At 56.6% G+C, this 19,981-nt stretch carries 22 protein-coding genes; 7 read left to right on the top strand and 15 right to left on the bottom strand.

The features are described from left to right. Nucleotides 1-234: 234 nt before the first annotated feature. Nucleotides 235-504 carry a 30S ribosomal protein S20 gene (gene rpsT, locus ACP86_RS13945; RefSeq protein ID WP_008170735.1) on the top strand — a complete coding sequence of 90 codons (270 nt, stop codon included), beginning with the start codon at nucleotides 235-237 and terminating at the stop codon, nucleotides 502-504. Nucleotides 505-565: 61 nt separating this feature from the next. On the opposite strand, the gene proB is transcribed toward rpsT, so the two are convergent. The 4 genes from proB to rplU all read right to left on the bottom strand — a co-directional run bounded on the left by proB (nucleotide 566) and on the right by rplU (nucleotide 3,673). Then, a complete protein-coding gene (gene proB, locus ACP86_RS13940; protein WP_014576055.1) occupies nucleotides 566-1,690 on the bottom strand; it encodes a glutamate 5-kinase in 1,125 nt (374 codons plus the stop codon). A gap of 36 nt (nucleotides 1,691-1,726) precedes the next feature. Continuing rightward, nucleotides 1,727-2,920 (bottom strand): Obg family GTPase CgtA, encoded by a 1,194-nt coding sequence (gene cgtA / locus ACP86_RS13935; RefSeq protein WP_053114497.1) that lies wholly within the window; start codon nucleotides 2,918-2,920, stop codon nucleotides 1,727-1,729. Between the two features lie 144 nt (nucleotides 2,921-3,064). Continuing rightward, the gene (rpmA, locus tag ACP86_RS13930) at nucleotides 3,065-3,325 is read right to left on the bottom strand and encodes a 50S ribosomal protein L27 (RefSeq protein ID WP_008170742.1); all 261 of its coding nucleotides are present in this window, start codon (nucleotides 3,323-3,325) and stop codon (nucleotides 3,065-3,067) included. A 36-nt stretch (nucleotides 3,326-3,361) separates the two neighbouring features. Then, complete coding sequence (gene rplU / locus ACP86_RS13925; RefSeq protein WP_008170744.1) at nucleotides 3,362-3,673, bottom strand: 50S ribosomal protein L21; 312 nt, start codon at nucleotides 3,671-3,673, stop codon at nucleotides 3,362-3,364. Nucleotides 3,674-3,916: 243 nt separating this feature from the next. On the opposite strand from rplU, the gene ispB reads away from it, so the two are divergent. Further along, entirely contained in the window at nucleotides 3,917-4,885 is a 969-nt protein-coding gene (ispB, locus tag ACP86_RS13920) for an octaprenyl diphosphate synthase (protein WP_008170746.1), read from the top strand. Here ispB and ACP86_RS13915 read toward each other — a convergent pair. Further along, nucleotides 4,878-5,864, bottom strand: coding sequence for a glutathione S-transferase family protein (locus ACP86_RS13915; protein WP_053114496.1), 987 nt, complete (start codon nucleotides 5,862-5,864; stop codon nucleotides 4,878-4,880). The genes ispB and ACP86_RS13915 overlap by 8 nt on opposite strands. Nucleotides 5,865-5,979: 115 nt before the next feature. Here ACP86_RS13915 and ACP86_RS13910 point away from each other — a divergent pair, with 115 nt between their 5' ends. From ACP86_RS13910 to ACP86_RS13900, 3 genes are all read left to right on the top strand, one after another. Continuing rightward, nucleotides 5,980-6,891 (top strand): LysR substrate-binding domain-containing protein, encoded by a 912-nt coding sequence (locus ACP86_RS13910; protein ID WP_053114494.1) that lies wholly within the window; start codon nucleotides 5,980-5,982, stop codon nucleotides 6,889-6,891. A gap of 116 nt (nucleotides 6,892-7,007) precedes the next feature. Then, a complete protein-coding gene (locus ACP86_RS13905; RefSeq protein WP_053114492.1) occupies nucleotides 7,008-8,537 on the top strand; it encodes a WS/DGAT/MGAT family O-acyltransferase in 1,530 nt (509 codons plus the stop codon). Between the two features lie 425 nt (nucleotides 8,538-8,962). After that, nucleotides 8,963-9,166 (top strand): DUF6316 family protein, encoded by a 204-nt coding sequence (locus ACP86_RS13900; protein ID WP_008170755.1) that lies wholly within the window; start codon nucleotides 8,963-8,965, stop codon nucleotides 9,164-9,166. A 17-nt stretch (nucleotides 9,167-9,183) separates the two neighbouring features. Here ACP86_RS13900 and ACP86_RS13895 read toward each other — a convergent pair whose 3' ends face one another. The 9 genes from ACP86_RS13895 to ACP86_RS13855 form a co-directional block, all read right to left on the bottom strand. Beyond that, the gene (locus ACP86_RS13895) at nucleotides 9,184-9,711 is read right to left on the bottom strand and encodes a phosphatidylglycerophosphatase A (RefSeq protein WP_053114490.1); all 528 of its coding nucleotides are present in this window, start codon (nucleotides 9,709-9,711) and stop codon (nucleotides 9,184-9,186) included. Next, nucleotides 9,708-10,664 (bottom strand): thiamine-phosphate kinase, encoded by a 957-nt coding sequence (gene thiL / locus ACP86_RS13890; RefSeq protein ID WP_053114488.1) that lies wholly within the window; start codon nucleotides 10,662-10,664, stop codon nucleotides 9,708-9,710. The genes ACP86_RS13895 and thiL overlap by 4 nt, the downstream gene beginning before the upstream one ends. A gap of 3 nt (nucleotides 10,665-10,667) precedes the next feature. Then, a complete protein-coding gene (nusB, locus tag ACP86_RS13885; protein WP_053114486.1) occupies nucleotides 10,668-11,144 on the bottom strand; it encodes a transcription antitermination factor NusB in 477 nt (158 codons plus the stop codon). Continuing rightward, the gene (gene ribE, locus ACP86_RS13880) at nucleotides 11,144-11,620 is read right to left on the bottom strand and encodes a 6,7-dimethyl-8-ribityllumazine synthase (RefSeq protein WP_053114484.1); all 477 of its coding nucleotides are present in this window, start codon (nucleotides 11,618-11,620) and stop codon (nucleotides 11,144-11,146) included. The genes nusB and ribE overlap by 1 nt, the downstream gene beginning before the upstream one ends. A gap of 46 nt (nucleotides 11,621-11,666) precedes the next feature. After that, the gene (gene ribBA / locus ACP86_RS13875) at nucleotides 11,667-12,782 is read right to left on the bottom strand and encodes a bifunctional 3,4-dihydroxy-2-butanone-4-phosphate synthase/GTP cyclohydrolase II (protein ID WP_053114483.1); all 1,116 of its coding nucleotides are present in this window, start codon (nucleotides 12,780-12,782) and stop codon (nucleotides 11,667-11,669) included. 64 nt (nucleotides 12,783-12,846) lie between these two features. Next, on the bottom strand, nucleotides 12,847-13,962 hold the full coding sequence (gene ribD / locus ACP86_RS13870) for a bifunctional diaminohydroxyphosphoribosylaminopyrimidine deaminase/5-amino-6-(5-phosphoribosylamino)uracil reductase RibD (RefSeq protein WP_053114481.1): 1,116 nt from the start codon (nucleotides 13,960-13,962) through the stop codon (nucleotides 12,847-12,849). Beyond that, on the bottom strand, nucleotides 13,959-14,477 hold the full coding sequence (nrdR, locus tag ACP86_RS13865; RefSeq protein ID WP_008170769.1) for a transcriptional regulator NrdR: 519 nt from the start codon (nucleotides 14,475-14,477) through the stop codon (nucleotides 13,959-13,961). Before nrdR ends, ribD begins: the two co-directional genes overlap by 4 nt. A gap of 77 nt (nucleotides 14,478-14,554) precedes the next feature. After that, nucleotides 14,555-15,808, bottom strand: coding sequence for a serine hydroxymethyltransferase (glyA, locus tag ACP86_RS13860; protein WP_053114479.1), 1,254 nt, complete (start codon nucleotides 15,806-15,808; stop codon nucleotides 14,555-14,557). 1,254 nt (nucleotides 15,809-17,062) lie between these two features. Further along, nucleotides 17,063-17,293, bottom strand: a complete 231-nt coding sequence (locus ACP86_RS13855) for a helix-turn-helix domain-containing protein (RefSeq protein ID WP_053114477.1) — start codon at nucleotides 17,291-17,293, stop codon at nucleotides 17,063-17,065. Between the two features lie 116 nt (nucleotides 17,294-17,409). On the opposite strand from ACP86_RS13855, the gene ACP86_RS13850 reads away from it, so the two are divergent. Both ACP86_RS13850 and ACP86_RS13845 read left to right on the top strand, forming a co-directional pair. After that, on the top strand, nucleotides 17,410-17,961 hold the full coding sequence (locus tag ACP86_RS13850; protein WP_053114475.1) for a hypothetical protein: 552 nt from the start codon (nucleotides 17,410-17,412) through the stop codon (nucleotides 17,959-17,961). Continuing rightward, on the top strand, nucleotides 17,958-19,358 hold the full coding sequence (locus ACP86_RS13845) for a DEAD/DEAH box helicase (RefSeq protein WP_075267661.1): 1,401 nt from the start codon (nucleotides 17,958-17,960) through the stop codon (nucleotides 19,356-19,358). Before ACP86_RS13850 ends, ACP86_RS13845 begins: the two co-directional genes overlap by 4 nt. 331 nt (nucleotides 19,359-19,689) lie before the next feature. Here ACP86_RS13845 and ACP86_RS13840 read toward each other — a convergent pair whose 3' ends face one another. Further along, the gene (locus ACP86_RS13840) at nucleotides 19,690-19,932 is read right to left on the bottom strand and encodes a hypothetical protein (RefSeq protein ID WP_053114471.1); all 243 of its coding nucleotides are present in this window, start codon (nucleotides 19,930-19,932) and stop codon (nucleotides 19,690-19,692) included. Between the last annotated feature and the right edge of the window lie 49 nt (nucleotides 19,933-19,981).

The raw sequence follows: 19,981 nt of genomic DNA, 5'->3' as shown, positions 1-19,981 counted from the left end.
TCCTTTTGGCGCTCGTATTTCGGGAATTACCTGCTTCCCGGTCAAGCCCGCGCTCAGTGAGCCGCGAGTTTACCACAGGCCTTCTGTGTCGGGGCATGAAATGGGTTTTAGCCTTGACATTTGAAGGTTTGAGCGGCATAGTTCCGCGTCATTTATTTCGACGCGCTGGTTTTGGCGCGCCCGCGATGTAACGAATCATTCAGCAACGAATTTGAGATTTTCAGGAGTTTTACGGTGGCAAATTCCCCGCAAGCCAAGAAGCGCGCACGTCAGAACGAGAAGAACCGCAAGCACAATGCAAGCCTGCGCTCCATGGCTCGTACTTATGTGAAAAAGATCCAATCCAAGATCGAAGCCGGCAACTACGAAGAAGCCCAGGCCGCTTTCCAGCAGGCTCAGCCGATTCTGGACAGCATGGTCAACAAAGGCATCTTCGCGAAGAACAAGGTGGCTCGTAGCAAGAGCCGCCTGAGCGCCAAGATCAAGGCCCTGAAGAGCGCCTAATTAGCTCGATTCAGGCAAAAAAACCGGCCATCTGGCCGGTTTTTTTATGGACGAGCGATTATCACACAATCACCAGATTGTCCCGGTGGATCATCTCCTCGCCTGACATATAGCCAAGGATCTCGGTAATCCGGTCACTGGAACGGCCGGCAATAGCCCTGGCTTCGTCGGCGTCGTAATTAACCAACCCCCGGGCGATTTCACGACCACTCTGGTCGAAGCAGGACACCATCTCGCCACGGCGAAACTGCCCCGACACACCTTTAACACCCACCGGCAGAAGACTGCGGCCACCCAGGCACAGCACTTTCACCGCACCATCATCCAGAGTCAGCCTGCCACGGGTCTGCAGGTGGCTGGCGAGCCATTGCTTTCGGGCAGCAATCCGGCCCTGCTCCGGCAATAACAGAGTACCGATTACATCACCCTGCCGCAGGCGACCAATCACGCCCTCGATGCGACCACCAACGATGACGGTGAAAGCCCCGGACCGGGCAGCAAGCCGCGCAGCACGCAACTTTGTCTGCATGCCGCCGCGCCCGAGAACACCGGCGCCGCCACCCGCCATGGCATCCAGTTCGCGATCTCCGGCCCTGCGCTCGGTCACCAGACACGCATCCGAATGCTTCCTGGGATCCTTGTCAAATAGGCCCAGCTGGTCAGTGAGGATAATCAGGCCATCCGCCTCAATCAGATTGGCAACCAGGGCGCCCAGGGTGTCGTTATCACCAAACCGGATCTCGTCGGTAACCACAGTGTCGTTTTCGTTCACAATGGGCACGACACCGAGGTTCAGCAGGGCTCTGAGGGTTCCCCGGCCATTCAGATAACGCTTGCGGTCGGAGAGGTCGTCATGAGTCAACAGAATCTGGGCGGTATGGATATCGTGCCGTTTGAACTGGGCCTCCCAGGTCTGCACCAGACCCATCTGACCAACTGCCGCAGCAGCCTGCAACTCATGGAGCTGCTCTGGCCGGACAGTCCAGCCAAGACGACTCATTCCCTCGGCGACGGAACCAGAGGAAACGACAACCACCTCCACGCCATCTTCAATAAGCTCGGCGATCTGATCCACCCACAAACCCAGGGCCGCCACATCCAGGCCACGACCATCGTTGGTCAGCAAAGCGCTTCCGATCTTGATAACCAGGCGACGGGCCTGGCGCAGCTGTAGGCGTTCAGTCATGGTGCTTGAGCGATCTCTCTGGTATCAGTCCTTGGTTTACTCCGGGGCGTAGACCACTTCGACATCGTAATCATCATCGTCAAAGTCGTCGTCATCGTCCTCTTCGCGGGCCGCGCGGCGTGCCTGACGCTCGGCTTCAATACGGGCGCGAGCTTCGTCGTCCATCTGCCGGCGACGTTGGGCCTCCCGCTCCGCGAATTCCGGATTCTGGGCCTCTTCCTCAGCTTGCTCTTCGATCCAGCGCATAACGGCCTGAGCCAGGGACTTGGTGCCCTCGCCACTGAGCGCAGAGATCCAGAAAACCGGCCCGTCCCATCCGAGCTCATCGACAATGGCCTGACAATGAGCATCGCGATCTTCTTCGGCCACCATGTCGACCTTGTTCAGCACGAGCCATCTCGGACGGTTGGCCAGAGTTTCGCTGAACTTCTCAAGCTCATGCTCGATCGCTCTAACCGCATCGGCGGGCGATGAGCCATCGTACGGTGCCACATCCACAAGGTGCAGCAGTAGACGGGTGCGCACGAGATGCTTCAGGAAGCGGATACCCAAGCCGGCACCTTCGGCGGCACCTTCAATCAGACCCGGGATATCGGCAATCACGAAACTCTGGTGCGCCTGTACACTGACAACACCAAGATTGGGTACCAGCGTGGTAAACGGATAGTCCGCAACCTTCGGGCGAGCCGCCGACACCGAACGGATAAAGGTAGACTTGCCGGCATTGGGCATGCCCAGCAAACCCACGTCTGCCAGCACCTTCAGCTCCAGCCTCAGGTTACGCAACTCGCCCTCGGAACCCTTGGTAGTCTGGCGCGGGGCGCGATTCACCGAGGATTTGAAACGGGTGTTGCCAAGACCATGAAACCCGCCCTGGGCCACCTTCAGGCGCTGGCCTGCGTGGGTCAGATCTCCCAGGACCTCATGGGTATCCATATCAACAACGGTGGTACCGACCGGAACCGGCAGAACCAGATCTTCGCCTTTATTACCGGTACAGTTGCGGCCAGAACCGGGCTCGCCGTTCTGGGCTTTGTGTTTGCGCTGGAACCGGTAGTCGATCAGCGTGTTCAGCGACTCCTCGGCTTCCAGATATACGGAACCACCATCGCCCCCGTCGCCGCCATCGGGGCCACCCTTGGGAACGTATTTTTCTCGCCGGAAGCTCAGGCAGCCGTGACCGCCCTTGCCGGCTTCCACAATGATGGTGGCTTCGTCTACGAATTTCATGAATCAACCCTTTGCGCCATGCGCATAAACTAAAAAGCCCCGCAGCCTCTAGGAAGCTTTGCGGGGCTCCGGATGGTTCTGAGCACCTGATAATATCAGGATATCAGCGCCACCCAAGGTTCGACAGAACCGGATCGCCGCTGCTTACGCAGCCGGAACGATGCTCACGAACTTACGGCTCTGCGGGCCTTTGGTTTCGAACTTCACCTGGCCGTCTGCTTTCGCAAACAGAGTGTGGTCCTTGCCAATGCCAACATTGCTACCAGCGTGGAAACGAGTGCCACGCTGACGGATGATGATGCTGCCTGCAGATACAGTCTCGCCGCCAAAGCGCTTCACACCAAGTCGTTTCGACTCGGAATCGCGACCGTTACGGGTACTACCTGCTGCCTTTTTATGAGCCATTACCAGCCTCCTTATTTAAGGGGTAATTCGAGAGCCTCAGCCCTTGATACCCGTGATCTTGACTTCAGTAAACCACTGACGGTGGCCCTGACGCTTCATGTGATGCTTACGACGACGGAACTTGATGATCTGAACCTTGTCGTGACGGCCGTGGCTAACCACTTCTGCGGTCACTTTGGCACCATCAACTACCGGCGCGCCTACCTGAACCTTGTCGCCGTCGGCGATCAGCAGAACGCGATCAAACTCAACGTTGCCACCGGTTTCAACTTCCAGCTTTTCCAGCTTCAGGGTTTCGCCTTCTTTTACACGGTGCTGCTTGCCACCGCTAACAATAACTGCGTACATTCACTCGTTCTCCACGATTGACCCATCCCTGCTCTTATCCACCTGGTTCTAAGGGAGGCGCTCTGGCGACCCTATAGCAGGGAGCGCAGGTTGGGATGAGTTGGGCGCGTGATTGTACGAAAAGACGCACCGCAACACAAGCCAAGTTGACACTACCTTCGGCAATACCTAGCATTGCCGCGACCTGCCTTTAATATCAACAATCGTAACGACGATAACACCAGCAAGGGATCCACAAGCCGCATGACAGCCCAGCGCATTTACGACACCGTGGCCGACGACTTCAGCCGCGTTAATGATCTGATCATCCAGCGGCTTTCCTCAGATGTTCCCCTGGTGGAGAAAATCGCCCAGTACATCATTGAAAGCGGCGGTAAGCGCTTGAGACCGCTACTGGTTCTGCTTTCCAGCCAGGCCGCCGGCTACGAGGAAAACGACCACCTCAAGCTCGCAGCCGTGATCGAATTCCTGCACACCGCCACCCTGCTGCACGATGATGTAGTAGACACCTCGGACATGCGCCGCGGCCGAAGCACCGCCAACGCCCGCTGGGGCAACGCGCCAAGCGTTCTGGTAGGTGATTTCCTCTACGCCCGTGCTTTCGAGATGATGGTGGAGCTGAAAAGCCTGCGAATCATGGACGTTTTGTCCCACGCCACGGCGGTAATCGCCGAGGGCGAGGTTATGCAACTGATGAACGTGAAAAACCCGGACCTCACCGAAGAGCAGTACATGAAGGTCATCCACAACAAGACTGCCATGCTGTTCGAAGCCGCCTCCCACACCGGCGCACTGCTTGCCAACGCCAATGCAGAGCAGGAGCTGGGCCTGAAAGACTACGGCAAGCATCTGGGCCTGGCTTTCCAGCTGGTGGACGATGTCCTGGATTACCGCGGCGACGCCGAAGCCATGGGCAAAAACGTGGGCGACGATCTGGCTGAAGGCAAGACCACCCTGCCGCTGATCCACGCCATGAACCATGGCACCGGGGAAGAACGGCAGTTGATCCGTCAGGCCATCCGCAAGGGCGGCCTGGACGATCTGCCCCGCATCCTCGATATTGTTGAGCGCTCAGGCGCAATCGAATACACCATGGCAAAAGCGCGGGAGCAGGCGGAACTGGCCCAGACCTGCCTTCACCCCCTTCCAGACTCAGGCCATAAAGAAGCCATGGAACTGCTGACCGAGGTCGCAGTCGCGAGAGTTAGCTAAGCGACTCACGCCCGTGGGGTGAGTCAAAGTCCAGCTCCGGACCAACCGGTACTATCTGAGTCGGGTTGATGGTTCTCTGGCTTACGTAGTAGTGGCGTTTGATCTGATTAATATCCACGGTCTCCGCCACGCCTGGCACCTGGTAGAGGTCCCGAACGTAGGCAGAAAGCGCCGGGAAATCGCTGATCCGCTGGCGGTTGCACTTGAAGTGGCTGTAATACACTGCATCAAACCGGATCAACGTGGTGAACAACCGCCAGTCAGCCTCGGTCAGCCGGCCACCAACCAGATACCGTTGAGAAGACAACCGCTCCTCAAGCCAGTCGAGAGAATCAAACAACGCATTGTAGGCTTCCTCGTACTTATCCTGCGCAGTGGCAAAGCCCGCCTTGTAAACGCCATTATTAACCGTGTCGTAAACCCGGGCGTTCACAGTATCAATCTCTTCTTGCAGCTCCCCGGGATAGAAATCCAGATCGGTACGAACACCCTCAAGGCCATCAAATGCCGAATTGAACATCCGGATAATTTCGGCCGACTCGTTGCTCGCAATCGTTTCTTTCTTTTTATCCCACAAGGTCGGCACTGTTACCCGGCCAGAATATTCCGGTGCAGCCTTGGTGTAGACCTGATGCATGAAGCGGAATCCATGGAGATGGTCCCGGTGCTGCTCGCTGTCGGGCCGGAATTCCCAGCCGTTTTCAACCATGTCAGGGTGCACCACTGACACTGAAATGTGCTTCTCCAGACCTTTGAGCTTCCGGAAAATCAACGTCCGATGCGCCCAGGGGCAGGCCATTGAGACATACAGGTGATAGCGCCCGGATTCCGCCTTGAAACCGCCTTCGCCATCCGGCCCCGGCGAGCCATCGGCGGTCACCCAGTTCCGGAAACGCGCCGCTTCCCGTTCAAATTTGCCACCGGTCTTGTCGGTGTCATACCACTTGTCGTGCCATTTGCCATCAATCAGCAGGCCCATAAAGCCCTCCCGTTAAAATTCCTGAACATGATGAAATCAATACAGGCAGAATACCGGGGACCCTGCTACGCTCTCAAACAAGCATTTCTGGCCAACAACCTCAGATAATTCGAACATGCATACAGCCATCACCATTGACGCCCTCAAAGTCCTTGATGCCATTGACCGCAAAGGCAGTTTCGCCGGTGCCGCCAACGAACTGTTCCGGGTTCCCTCCGCCATCAGTTACACCGTGCAGAAGCTGGAAGAAGACCTGAATGTCGCCATTTACGACCGAACCGGTCACCGCGCCCGACTGACACCGGCCGGCCGCTACCTTTTGGAAGAGGGCCGCACACTGCTCGAGGCGGCAGAAAACCTCGCGCACACCACGCGCCAGGTCGCCCAGGGCTGGGAAACGCGGTTACGGATCGGGTTCAACTCACTGCTGCCGGCGGAATGCCTGTTTCCGGCAATCGAGGAATTCTATGAGCTGGGCGTACCGGTAGATGTACAAATTGTGGAAGAGGTCTTTGCCGGCACCTGGGATGCCCTGCAAAGCCGCCGCGTGGATCTGATCATCGGCGCCGATAATTTCAGCAAGCCTGCGGGAAACTACACAACCCAATCCCTGGGCGACATGACATTCGTATTCGCCGTTGCCGCCGATCACCCCCTGGCCGATGCCCAAGCCCCGCTTTCCGAGGAAGATATCTCCCGTTATCCGGCAGCCGTCGCTGCAGACACATCAAGGTCCTTGCCCCCGGGCCACGCCGGCATATTCCACCGCCAGCGAACCCTGACGGTGGCCAACATTGACCAGAAGATCGCCATACAGGTAGCCGGCCTCGGCGTGGGATGGTTACCAAGGGCACGAATCAGCGCAGAACTGAAGGAAGGCAAGCTGGTCATCAAGGAAGTTCAGGAATCGCGCCAACCAATCAAACTGCACCTGGCCAGGCATGCCGAGGACCAGGGCAAGGCCCTGATGTGGTTCTGGGACCGACTTAGCGCGGAGGGAGCCGTTTCAGACTGGCTAACAGGCTGAAAATAAAGCAAATGGTATGACTCCAACTCGAAGTCATACCAGGCAAATGAGTCAACCGTTTGCGCGGGCACTTCGTTTATACTGCAGCTGAAACCAACGCCGAAGGGAGCTCTCTGATGCGGCAACTGTCGGAACTGGATGCCTCGTTCCTGTATCTCGAGTCGGAAACCACACCGATGCACATCGGAGGCATCTACCTCTTCGATGCTTCCGAACGGGAGAAACCGCTGGCCTTCAGCACCTTTGTCGCCTACCTTCGAAGCCGCCTGCATGTTGTGCCGGTTTTCCGGCAACGCCTGAAAGAAATTCCCCTGCGCCTGGGCCGCCCCTACTGGATTGATGACCCCGATTTCAGCATCGAGCGCCACCTTGCCTACGTTAATCTGGGCGAACACGGCCGCAAGGCAAGCCTGATGACGCTGGCCTCACGGATTCTGGAAGAACCTCTGAAAAGGGACCGCCCGCTGTGGCACATCACCTTCGTAGACGGTTTCAAACTGGACGAGGAGGACACCGGCAGTGACGGCTTCGCCTTGATCGTCAAATTGCACCACGCTGCCATCGACGCATTCAGTGGCGAGGAGATTATTGGCAAACTGCTGGAGTATACGCCCGAGCCCAGCCCGATTGCGCCACCTCGACCCTGGCAGCCCAGACCAGAACCCTCGGAAGAACGGGTCATGCTCCAGGCCGGTGCGAACATCGTTCGCACGCCACTGCAGTTCACCTCTCTGGCGTTCAACGCAGCCGAGGCTACAGCCCGGGGACTGATCCAGAAGCAATTGCGCAAACTGCCACTCCCGCTGCCCCTGTTTTCCGCCCCAAACAGCCCTTTCAATCGGCAGATTACGGCAAATCGGCAGATTGTCGCCGCCAGCGTGGAGCTTTCGCGCCTGAAGGCGATCAAGGCGTTTCTCGGGGACGTAACGTTGAACGATGTGGTTCTGGGACTGTGCGCCGAAACCCTGAAACGCTATCTGATCAGCGAGGGCGTCAATGCCGACAAATCCCTGGTGGCAATGACACCGATTTCGGTTCGTTCCAACAGCCTGCGCCGAGCCACCGGGAACCAGATGTCTGCCATGCTGCTGGATCTGGCGACCGATGAAACCAATCCCGCCCAGCGGATACGGCGCATACACTGGAACGCGGTTGCTTCGGAGCCCTACCGGGAGGCTATTGCTGCAGATCGGCTGACGGAACTGCTGCCTTCAACCATGCTGGCGCTGTCCGCGAGGCTTTATTCGGAATTGCAAATTGCCCAGCGTTACCAGCCGGTATTCAATCTGCCAATCACCAACGTTCCCGGACCACAGGTTCCACTGTATCTGCAGGGTGCACGCCTGGTTCAGCAATACAATACGGCGCCGCTGTTCGACAGTATGGGACTGGTGATTGTAGCGGTGAGCTATGAGGGAAGGCTGACACTGAATTTCACCACCTGCCCGGATGTGGTGGCGAACGGAGAATCGCTGCACGCTCACGTGTGCGAGAGCCTCAATGCCATTGAGGTGGCCATGCATCGGCTCGGAGCGGAGGACACCAAAGAGCCGATAGCGGCCTCGCCGACACAGACCCTGGCGGATGATGCCATGACGGCATTGGAAGGACTTCTGAAGAAAGCTCTGAAACGTTTCCGGGCCTGAACCGGACCCGGAAACGGTCAAGCAAGACTCGCTTATTCGAACGCCCAACGAAGAAACGCCTTCTTTTCTTCGTCACTCGCTGTTTCCCAAATGGTTTTCAACCGTTCAAGCGCGTTTTCAGCACTTGCCGGAGAACTCCGGCATTTCCTGCTCGGCCTCCTGACGCGACTCGGGCCGATCAAATTCGAACCCATAGGTCTCCCCGGCTTCCGCCGCTTTGGTAGCATTCTGACGAGTGCAAGACAACGGCGGGCTTCGCTCCCCCACTCCGGCGTTTTCAACGCTGATCCCGATTGAGACCCAACCCGTAAAATTGTAAAAAAATGTTGAATTCGCCCCGAATTGGGTTAATTTTAAACAGATCGGCTGATATTAACGCGGCGCCCGAGAAGCAAGAACAAAAAGCGGGCAGTACAGGAGACGCCATGGACACCCATCGCAGGACCGGAGAAGAAGGGCCGGTTCCCTTTCGCAGTAGTCGATTCTTCTGCGTAGGGAGCAAATGGTACTTTACCACCCGGGAAGGGTTTGACAGTGGCCCGTTCGCTTCACGGGAGCGGGCGGAAACAGGCCTCAAGCGCTTTCTGCACGTGGTCCGTATGCTGCCGGAAGAACAACAGCTTCACTGACAGGCCTTCGTGCCCGTCTAGACCATGACGGGCACCAGCCACACGTCTACTGCCCAAAGGCAGATCAGGGCCATGACGCCGGCAATAACATCGTCAACCATAATACCCAGACCACCAGGCAGGTGCTGGTCCAGCCAATTGATGGGCCACGGTTTTGCAATGTCAAAAAGCCGGAACAGAGCGAACGCCCCCAGAACCCCATAGATAGTGTCAGGGAAGAGGCCAAGGGCAATCCACATCCCGACGAATTCGTCCCACACAATGCCGCCATGGTCGTGAACCTTCAGGTCTTCAGCCGTCTTTCCGCAGAGCCAGATACCCACGATAAAAGCAGCCAGTACCACCAGCCAGTAGCCCACGGGCGGTAACCAGGCGAAGACGTACCAGAGCGGAATGGCGGCCAGGCTGCCCCAGGTGCCGGGCGCCCTCGCCGTTGCACCGCTGCCAAAACCAAAAGCGAGCAGATGCACCGGGTTACGCAAGAATCCCGGCGGGAGTATGACTGCCGGCGCCTCCGGTTCCGGGGTCTCGCCTTCCTGACTCATGATTCACTCCTGAAATGGTCAAACCCGGCGGGCACCGCTTCCAAACCGCAATCGACACCGTCGAGATACAGGCCCGGCTCAGCTTCAACGAAGCCGATCACGGTGAGTTGGCGCTTCAGTGATTCCGGGGCACGCTCCCAGTTTTCTCGCGAGAAACACAGGCACAGTTCGTAATCGTCTCCGGAGCGCAGTGCACAGTCCAGGGCCTTCTCACCCTTTAGCCGAACAAGCGCTGGCGAAAGAGGCATCCTGGCACTCTCGATCCGGGCACCGACCCCTGATGCGGAAAGAATGTGCCCGAGATCTGCCAGCAAGCCATCAGAGATATCAACCGCCGCAGTGGCATATTGGCGTATAGCACCTGCCAGATCCAGTCTCGGCCAGGGATGGTGATAGCGTTCGAGCACGGCAAGCATGTCAGCGGAAGGGGCAGGCTCCGAAAGATAGTCTAAAGCGGCGCCGGCATCCCCCAGGGTTCCGGACACGGCAATCAGATCTCCGGGACGGGCGCCGGAGCGTCGAATCCCGGCTCCCTGCTCTACAGTGCCATGCACCTGCAGGCTCAGGGTGAGCGGCCCGGAGGTGGTATCCCCGCCGGCCAGCGCCAGACCAAACGCCTCGCTGGCCTTTCGCAATCCCATCGAGAAGTCTTCAAGCCACTGCTCATCCACGGCTGGCAGCGTCAGTGCAAGCGTGAAACAGTCCAGGTCGGCGCCCATGGCAGCAAGATCACTGGCAGCCGCGGCAAGCGCTCGCCAACCCAGATAATCGGGGCGGTAGTTCCGGGGAAAATGGACACCCTCCACGAGGGCGTCTACGGAAAAAACAAGATCCCGGCCAGGGGGAATCCGCTGAATCGCGCAATCGTCCCCGGGCCCCAGAATCAGGGATCCGGATTCCTGCCGCTCTGCCAACGGCAGAAAGTAACGCCGGATCAGCTCGAACTCGCCCATCGGCTAGCGGGCGCGGGTCTCGGCAAGCCGGAGTCGGCCGCTCAGCTTGTCGAGGATGCTATTGACGAATTTATGACCCTCGGTGCCTCCGAAGCGCTTGGCCATTTCAATGCCCTCGTTAATGACCACCTTGTAGGGCACATCAAGCCGATGCTTGAGCTCATAGGCTCCCAGGCGGACAATGGCCAGTTCCACGGGATCAACCTCGTTGATAGGCCGATCCAGGAACGGCTCGATCAGCTTGTCCAGTTCGCCCTGCTCGCGATGGACACCGCGGAGCAGATCGCGGAAATACAGCAGGTCAACCTTGCTTATATCGTTGTCGACCATGAACTCAGCTTCGATGTCAGAAATCGCCGTTTTGCTGAAATGGCGCTGATAGAGCCCCTGCATGGCGAGGGCCCTGGCACGGCGTCGATCACCGGCTTTCGGTTGGCCGGACGGAGCCGGCTGCGGTGATGTACCTTCGGTTTCGCTCATTACTCACCCAGTTTCTTGAACAGGCTGACCATTTCAAGGGCCGTTATTGCAGCTTCAGCACCTTTATTACCAGCCTTGGTTCCGGAGCGCTCGATGGCCTGTTCGATGGAGTCCACCGTCAGCACACCGAAAGTCACCGGCACATCGGTATCCAGACTGACCGCGCCAAGGCCGCTGGAGGCCTCGCCGGCAACGTATTCAAAATGGGGCGTGCCGCCACGGATGACCGCACCCAGTGCGATAATCGCATCGTAGTCGCCGGTTTCGGCAACGCGTTTGACGGCCAGGGGCATTTCATAGGCCCCCGGTACGCGAACGATGGTGACGTCGTCATCGGAAATGCCGTGGCGGCGCAGGGTATCCAACGCACCATCGACCAGGCTTTCCACAACAAAGCCGTTAAAACGGCCCACTACCAGCGCATAGCGCCCGCTGCACTCGGTAAAATCACCTTCAATTACTCTGATATCTGCCATCGATGGCTCCTTCACGTGTCGTGGCATGGGGCCACGACCGGGTTTATCATTCAGGGGTGTAGGGAACGTATTCGACCACTTCCAGATCGAAACCGGAAATGGCGGAGAATTTGATCGGCGGGCTCAGCAGGCGCATCTTGCCAACACCGATATCCCGGAGAATCTGGGAGCCGGTACCTACCGTGAAGTAAACGCCGGAGCTTCCCTTGCCTGAGGAGCCCTTACCCTCATCAAAGAATTCCTGGATCCGGTCTTCCAGGTTGTAGCTGTCCTCGGCGCTGTTCAGCAGGACGACCGCGCCCCGACCTTCCTCTGCCACCTTTTCAAGGGCGTGGTGCAGGGGCCAGCTGCGAGAATCCTTGCGGCGCGCGCCGAGGAGGTCCCGAAGGGTGTCCGTGATGTGGACCCGAACATAGACCGGTTCATCGGGAGAAATCTCTCCCATCAACATCGCCAGATGGGTGGCTCCCTGGATGTTGTCGCGGTATGTCCGAAGCTTGAACACGCCGTACTCGGTGTCGAGGTCGTTTTCTTCCACACACTCAACGGTTCGCTCGTTCATGGTGCGGTAGTGGATCAGATCGGCAATGGTGCCAATCTTCAGGTCGTGCTCTTCGGCGAATCGCTCCAGATCTTCCCGGCGGGCCATAGAGCCGTCGTCATTCATGATCTCGCAGATCACGCCTGCCGGCTCGCAACCTGCCAGTGCGGCAAGATCACAGGAAGCTTCCGTGTGCCCCGCGCGGCTCAAAACACCACCGGGATCAGACATCAACGGGAAAATATGGCCGGGCTGAACCAGATCACTCGCTTTTGCGTTGCGTGCTACCGCAGCCTGCACCGTGCGTGCACGGTCTGCCGCCGAGATACCAGTGGTCACGCCCACTGCAGCCTCAATCGAGAGGGTAAACTTGGTTCCAAAGCCAGAAGCGTTCTGCTGAACCATCAACGGCAAACCGAGTTGCTCGCAGCGATCCCGGGTCATCGGCATACAGATCAGGCCACGACCAAAACGGGCCATGAAATTGATGGCTTCGGCCGTGCAATGCTCAGCAGCCATCACGAGATCGCCCTCATTCTCGCGATCTTCGTCATCCATCAGTATGACCATCTTGCCCTGACGGATATCTTCAATGATGTCTTCAATGCTGTTCAGTGCCATATGGTTTTGCACCCTTGCGGCGTTCCGGCAAATATTTGCTGGCGGAACAACCTGAGTTTATGGATTACCGGCGGGTGAGGATCAGACGCTGATCCTCACCTACCTGACGTCGGTCCAGCACCTTCCATTGTACTTTATCTGCCATGGTCTCCAGCGGCAGATGTGCGGTCGGACGCCCCGTGCTGCCGAGGAAAACCGGCGCCTGATAGAGCCAGAGTTCATCGACCAGATTTTCGTTGATAAAGGTGCCGGCCAGAGTGGGCCCCGCCTCGACCAGCAGCTCGTTGATTCCGAGCTCGCCGAGCGAGTCCAGCAGTTCGGCCAGGTCGATCCCGTTATCTTTCCAGGCGACACCGGTAAGGCTGATGCCCAGGGCCGCGAGATCCTGAGCTGGCGCAGTGGCCAGCGTTGATGACGCACAGAACACCTGTACGTTGCCGCCCTGAAGGATCTTGGCAGAAGACGGTGTGCGCGCGTCGCGGTCGGCAATCACCCGAAGCGGCTGCCTGGACGGCTCCGTCGCGTCGCCAATATCCCCCAGCTCCTCACGTCGGACAGTCAGTGAGGGGTCGTCGGCGAGCACGGTCCCGACTCCGGTCAGAATGGCATCACTGATCGCTCTAAGACGCTGAACATCCTGACGAGCCTCGGCACCGGTTATCCACTGGCTCTCACCGGAGGCCATGGCGGTACGACCATCCAGGCTTGCCGCCATTTTCAGCCGCACCCAGGGTCTCCCGGTGTTCATGCGCTTCATGAAGCCCGGATTCAGGCGGGCAGCTTCTTCCGCCAACAGGCCTTCGGTAACCCGCACACCCGCTTCCCTGAGCATGTCCAGCCCGCGACCCGACACTGACGGATTCGGATCCTTGGTTGCAGCGTACACATGGGCAATACCGGCATCGATCAGCGCTCTGGCACAGGGGGGTGTACGGCCAAAATGGCTGCACGGCTCCAGTGTTACGTACGCTGTCGCCCCCCGCGCATCGGGACCAGCCTGACTCAGGGCACGGGTCTCGGCGTGGGCTTCTCCGGCTCGCTCATGCCAACCCTCACCGAGTATCAGATCGCCGCGAGCAATGACACAGCCAACCCGGGGATTGGGATGGGTAGAGTACCGACCGCGCCAGGCAAGCTGGACAGCCCGCGCCATCATGGCCCTGTCGCGGTTCTCGATCATGCCTTTCCTTTCGGGGCGTGGTTATCCGCCAGTGCTTTGGCGACATCTACAGCCGCCTCGCCGTTGCTGGCCGACAACCTCTCAATCTCTTCCTTGAACTCGTTGATATCCTGGAAGCTGCGATACACAGAAGCGAAACGGACATAAGCGACCTTGTCCAACTGGCGCAATTCGGTCATTACCTCCTCGCCCAGTTGCATGGATTTCACTTCCCGCTCACCCGTTGCCCGAAGACGGTATTTGATACGATTCAGGGCAGCATCGATCTGCTCGATGCTCACAGGACGCTTTTCGAGCGCTTTCATCAGCCCGGCGCGCAGCTTTTCCTCATCGAACGGTTGCCGGGTACCGTCCTGCTTGACGACCCTTGGCATCACCAGCTCGGCAGACTCGAAAGTGGTAAACCGCTCCCGACAGGACAGACACTCCCTGCGGCGACGCACCTGATCACCTTCGGCCACCAGCCGGGAGTCAATCACCTTGGTATCTGCTTCACCACAGAAGGGACAATGCATAGTCAGGAGCTCCGAAGAGAAAGCCGGGCCAAAAAGTCGGCCCGGCAGGTCATGCCTGTAGTCTAGCTATAAAACGATTAGCCATAGACAGGGAAACGGGCGCAAAGCGCTCCCACCTGCTCACGAACACGGCTATTTACAGCCTCGTCGTCCAGGTTATCGAGGATATCGCAGATCCAGCCGGCCAGATCGCGACACTCGGACTCGCCGAAACCACGGGTGGTGATTGCCGGGGTACCAATACGAAGACCGGAGGTGACAAACGGAGACCGGGGATCATTGGGAACCGCGTTCTTGTTCACGGTAATGTGGGCACGACCCAGAGCCGCATCCGCATCTTTACCGGTAATGTCCTGCTTGATCAGGCTGACCAGGAACAAGTGGTTCTTGGTGCCGCCGGAAACCACGTCATAACCACGATCCACAAAAACCTGGGCCATGGCGGAGGCGTTCTTCACAACCTGCTGCTGGTAGGTCTTGAACTCGTCGCTCATGGCTTCCTTGAAGCAGATAGCCTTCGCGGCAATAACGTGCATCAGCGGGCCACCCTGGCCGCCCGGGAATACCGCAGAGTTCAGTTTCTTCTGCAGATCCGCGTCATCACAGGCCAGAATCAGACCGCCACGGGGACCGCGCAGGGTCTTGTGGGTTGTGGTCGCAATAACATGAGCATGCGGAACCGGATCCGGGTAAACGCCGGCGGCTACGAGACCAGCAACGTGGGCCATATCAACGAACAGATAGGCACCCACCTTGTCGGCAATCTCGCGGAAGCGGGCAAAGTCCAGCTCCTGGGAGTAGGCGGAGAAGCCGGCGATAATCATTTTGGGCTTATGCTCAAGAGCCAGCGCTTCGATTTCATCGTAGTCGAGAAGGCCGGTGTCGGTGTTAATACCGTACTGCACGGCATTGTAGATCTTGCCCGAGAAGTTGACACTGGCGCCGTGAGTGAGGTGCCCACCATGGGCGAGACTCATGCCCAGAACGGTGTCACCGGGCTTGAGCAGGGCCATGAAGACAGCGGAATTGGCCTGGGAGCCCGAATGCGGCTGGACGTTGGCATAGGCAGCACCAAACAGCTCTTTGGCACGCTCAATCGCCAGGTCTTCGGCAATATCCACGAACTCGCAGCCGCCATAGTAGCGCTTGCCCGGATAGCCTTCCGCGTACTTGTTGGTCAGCACGCTGCCCTGGGCTTCCATCACCCGGGGGCTGGTGTAGTTCTCGGACGCGATCAGCTCGATGTGAGCTTCCTGGCGCTTCTCTTCCGCCTGCATGGCGTTCCAGAGTTCGTCATCAAAGCCGGCGATTTTCATTTCACGATTAAACATGGATGCGCTGCCCCTGTGTGCTTGGCTGGCCCGGAGAGCTTTGGCAAGCTCCGCAGACCCCCTGAAAAATTGGGCCGCTATTCTATCTTACAAAAGGGTGAAAAATCATCCTTTATACCGTCCGCAGATACCGGCATACGGCCAACTCCAGTTTCTGCTCAATTGCTATCACTGGTGCGTTTCGTTACCTTACCGGATCAATAACACGAGCTCCGATCAAGGGCGGTGGGGCTGGCCTTCCGGGATCGTCAAAATCAGGGATGATTTTGTCGAGCGTACATGGACGTATTCACAGCGTATCCCGGAAGGCCAGCCCCGCCGCCCGAGCCACCAGTATTCGAATTCACGAACCTGTTATATCAAGAGGTTTATGCCAGTATGGCCCAATCTGCTTATCTATCCCATTAGTTTTTCGTTATGTTTTATCGGTACACAACCACTCCCTGTACCAGCTGGCCTTCCACCCCTTCCTAGTACCTCCACCCTGTCATCTTCACGAAAAACCAGTCGTTTTAGTTAACTTTTACCGATTTCGGACCAAATTGGACTCAAAAACTTAACTTTTTTGTACGCGCCCACTGATCAAACCTTGCCAGAAGTAAACAGCCGCGCTCCAGCTCTGAGACAACAAACCGCAGATCGCACTAACCTTCCTAGTGGACAGCTTGGCCAGCACATATCTCCTTTAGACACATTTCTCCTGTACGCTCAGCTTTACCACCAGGATCAGACTCATCGTGGATGGCGCGAGGATCAGTGAATGACGAGCAGCCACCATCGAGACTGTCAAAGGTCGGCACCCCCGACCCTATACACAGCTTCTAGACATTTCACATGCCGCAATATTTAGGTATATCGAAACTCTTCTCATTGAAGAGCCAAATGCAATCATCGAAGCACACCTTGATGAGCACCTCTGGGCCGAATAGATTCGATGTGCAAACCTTGTCGCGGTCTATTTAGCGGAAGCGCCGGGCATCCTGACTCAGCCTACGGGCCAAGATGAAATTGCAGAGCATCAAATGCGACAGAGAGGGATTTCCTGGTCACACGCCAGGCGGATGCTCAAATCGCTGAGCCAAGCCAGCAGCTCCGCCTGACAGATCGACTGATCGCTGACGCCACCATCAAGTCACCGCACTTGCGTGCTGCACATCCACTACAATATTCAGCGGAACCTAATTGAAACGGTCCGCCGTCGACATCGACAGACGGTTGCCAACAACACTTTTCTGTTAAACATAGATGACAAGCTTATTCTTTCAATCGAGGCTGATCGAGCAATAGCTCTGAAGGGTGACATCTCAGGCATTCGGCGAGTAAGTAGAGCTTCTCAATAGTGACGTTGACTTCCCCCCGCTCAATTTTGCCTACATAGCTCCTGTCTATTCCCGCCTCGTAAGCAAGACGCTCTTGCGAAAACCCTTTGGATTTTCGAATCGCACGCAAATTCCGGCCAAAAGCCTCGCAAACCAGTGAGCCCATTTCTCGCCCTCACAAAAGGCAAGACTATGGTTTCTTGAGGCATCACAGGCCACGGCATATAATACCCATTTTTTTAAGATCGACTTGTTCGATCAAAAGACCAATTGGGCCGCCGAATGGAAAAGACACAGTCACTGCAAGTCGATAAGATACTGATCGAACTGTTGCGAAAGCAGTTAGACACTCCTTTTTCCACCACCAGTATTCGGGATCTGTACGTCCTTCAAATACCTGAAGGTCAGCGACCGGGTCGCAACCAACTCCGCAAGCACATCTATAGAGAACTGCTGCGACTTGAATCGGCCAAGGTGATTGAACGACATGGCGGCTCCACGGGCCGCGGGTGCAAATTTATCTTCCGTCCAGAACATTCAAGCGTCGAGCTCGAAGCCAGGCCCTCGCCGTTCGAAACCAGTGATCCTCATGTTGAGTCACCGATGGACGTTAAAACACAGAGAGCGCTGCAAGAAGAGCTCTCCCAAAGGAGGATCGAGCTTGTCGCCAGCATTGGTGAAGCGGAAGAATACCAGCGCCTATATAACAAATACCCAGCGCTTCGAGGGGCCGTGAAGGAGCAATATCTGGAGTCTCGAGAGAAGAGCACGAAACTCCTGGGCCAGCTGCGCGCTGTCGAGTCCGTGATCACGAAAGTTGGCTTTCCCTCATGATGCAGTTGCGCGCGTGGCAGAGTGAGTGTATTGCTCAGGCTCTGAAATCTTTTGAACGCCAGTCCCACTTTCTATGTCATGCGACACCCGCGGCCGGGAAAACTGTCATGGTTGCGTCTGTCGCTAAGGCCCTTTTTGAACGGGGCAACATCGATTTTGTCGTATGTTTTTCACCTTCGCGAGCAGTAGCACAAAGTGTCGCCACAACTTTTAGCCAGATTCTCGGGAGAAGCTTTAATGGCCAAATCGGTGCTGCAGGTGGGTCTTATACCTATCAGTCGATGAGTACGCTCCCCAGTGAGCTTTGGCGAGTGCTGAGCGACCATCGAGTCCTCGTAGTATTGGATGAGGTCCATCACTGCTCTGGTAGTAGCTGGGACGAATTCTCTATGGGCAACAGTTGGGGGAGAATCATTCTCGATAGAATTCAGGGAAAGGCATCCTTCACAATCGCTTTATCCGGAACGCCATGGAGAACGGACGACAACCCTATTGTTCTCGCTCGATATTCTCAACCGGACGGCGAGCTGCATTGTGACTACGAATATGGCCTACAACGGGCTGTTCTCGACGGAGTGTGCCGAGCTCCAAATATCGTGCTCACTGACAATCGAGAGATCCATCTGAAGTCATCTGAACTCGGCCTTAAAACCTATTCCAGTATCCGTGACACTATCAAGCAGGGTCATATTTCTTATCCCGACTTTCTTTACCGGAACGAGGTGATCGACCACACGCTTTCTGAGGCATCAAAAAGGCTATCAAAGATTCGGCGGCGCGTTCCTACTGCGGCCGGGTTGGTCGTAGCAGCCACCGTGGTTCACGCAGAACAAATAGCGACCAGGTTTTCAGCCTTGGGTGAGAAACCCGTTGTTGTGACGAGCCGGACTCCGGAAGCTCATGAGGTCATCAATAACTTCAGAACCTCCTCTGATCGATGGATCATTTCTGTAGGGATGATCAGTGAAGGAACCGACATTCCTCGACTCCAAGTATGCTGTCACCTTAGTAGAATTCGAACAGAGCTCCATTTCCGGCAGGTTCTCGGCAGAATCCTCCGTTGCCAGGCAGGCGAACCTTCTGACATAGGAGGCTGGCTCTACGTACTCGCGGAACCCAGCCTGACAGAGTTTGCGCGTCGAATTGGCGAAGATCTCCCAGAGCAAAACGTGGTTTCATTTTCACCCAGGGCTTCAAGGCAAAACGCGGATGGCACTATGGAGCGAGCAGTTGTACCCGAAGACAGTGACGCATCCGAGTGGGACTTCAGTGTCAATGGGACGGATACCCGGACAGCAAGGCCTGACCAAACATGGCAAAAGGAAACAACTGAACTCTCCATGAGCAATCATTACTGGAAAGAAGTTCTGTCTTTATTCGGGGATAGGATGCTGTGACGGCTTCCCCGAAAATTTTTTCTGAGTTCCATTATCGGAATATTCCCGCGGACTTTTCTCAGACAATGAGTGGACGAATCCTCAGAACTTGATGGTTCGTTTATGCACGCTTGTGGAGCCCAGTTTAATGGCGTTTGCCCACAAATTTGGGGACAATTTCTCTCTAAAACAAGCAATTTGTTCCAATAAACTTCACGGTCGGCTCCACTTTGGTGCAATTAGTCAGTTTTTGGAGCCGTGCAGGCCTGAAAAGCCAGAGGCTGGTATTTTTAACGATCTGAAAATATTAGCGGTATGGCACTTTTCATACTGAGAGGAATGTAACGGGTTATCATTTTTGCTCTTTGTTATCCGGTTGATCTCGATTTTCCATAAAATCCTCCGTTACGCCCTCAGCCTCAAAGCACTCATCCCACACGGGATCAGTTGGCCGTTCGTAGCGAAGGACGGAACCTTTTAAACGTTCCAGAGCTGTCGGCTCATTACCCTGCGGCTCGGCAAGCTCATCCGCATGGGCCGCATAGGGATCCAGGCCGTCAAGCAGCTCTTCTTCAGTGAACCTTTTCTTTTTCATACCGCCTCTTTTGAGAGCGAATCATTACACCCTTAGTATAGCAATTGGT

The organism is Marinobacter sp. CP1, from assembly GCF_001266795.1.
Classification (GTDB): Bacteria; Pseudomonadota; Gammaproteobacteria; order Pseudomonadales; family Oleiphilaceae; genus Marinobacter; species Marinobacter flavimaris.
The sequence above is the reverse complement of the archived record's forward strand: the minus strand, read 5'-3'. Positions and strand labels throughout refer to the sequence as shown.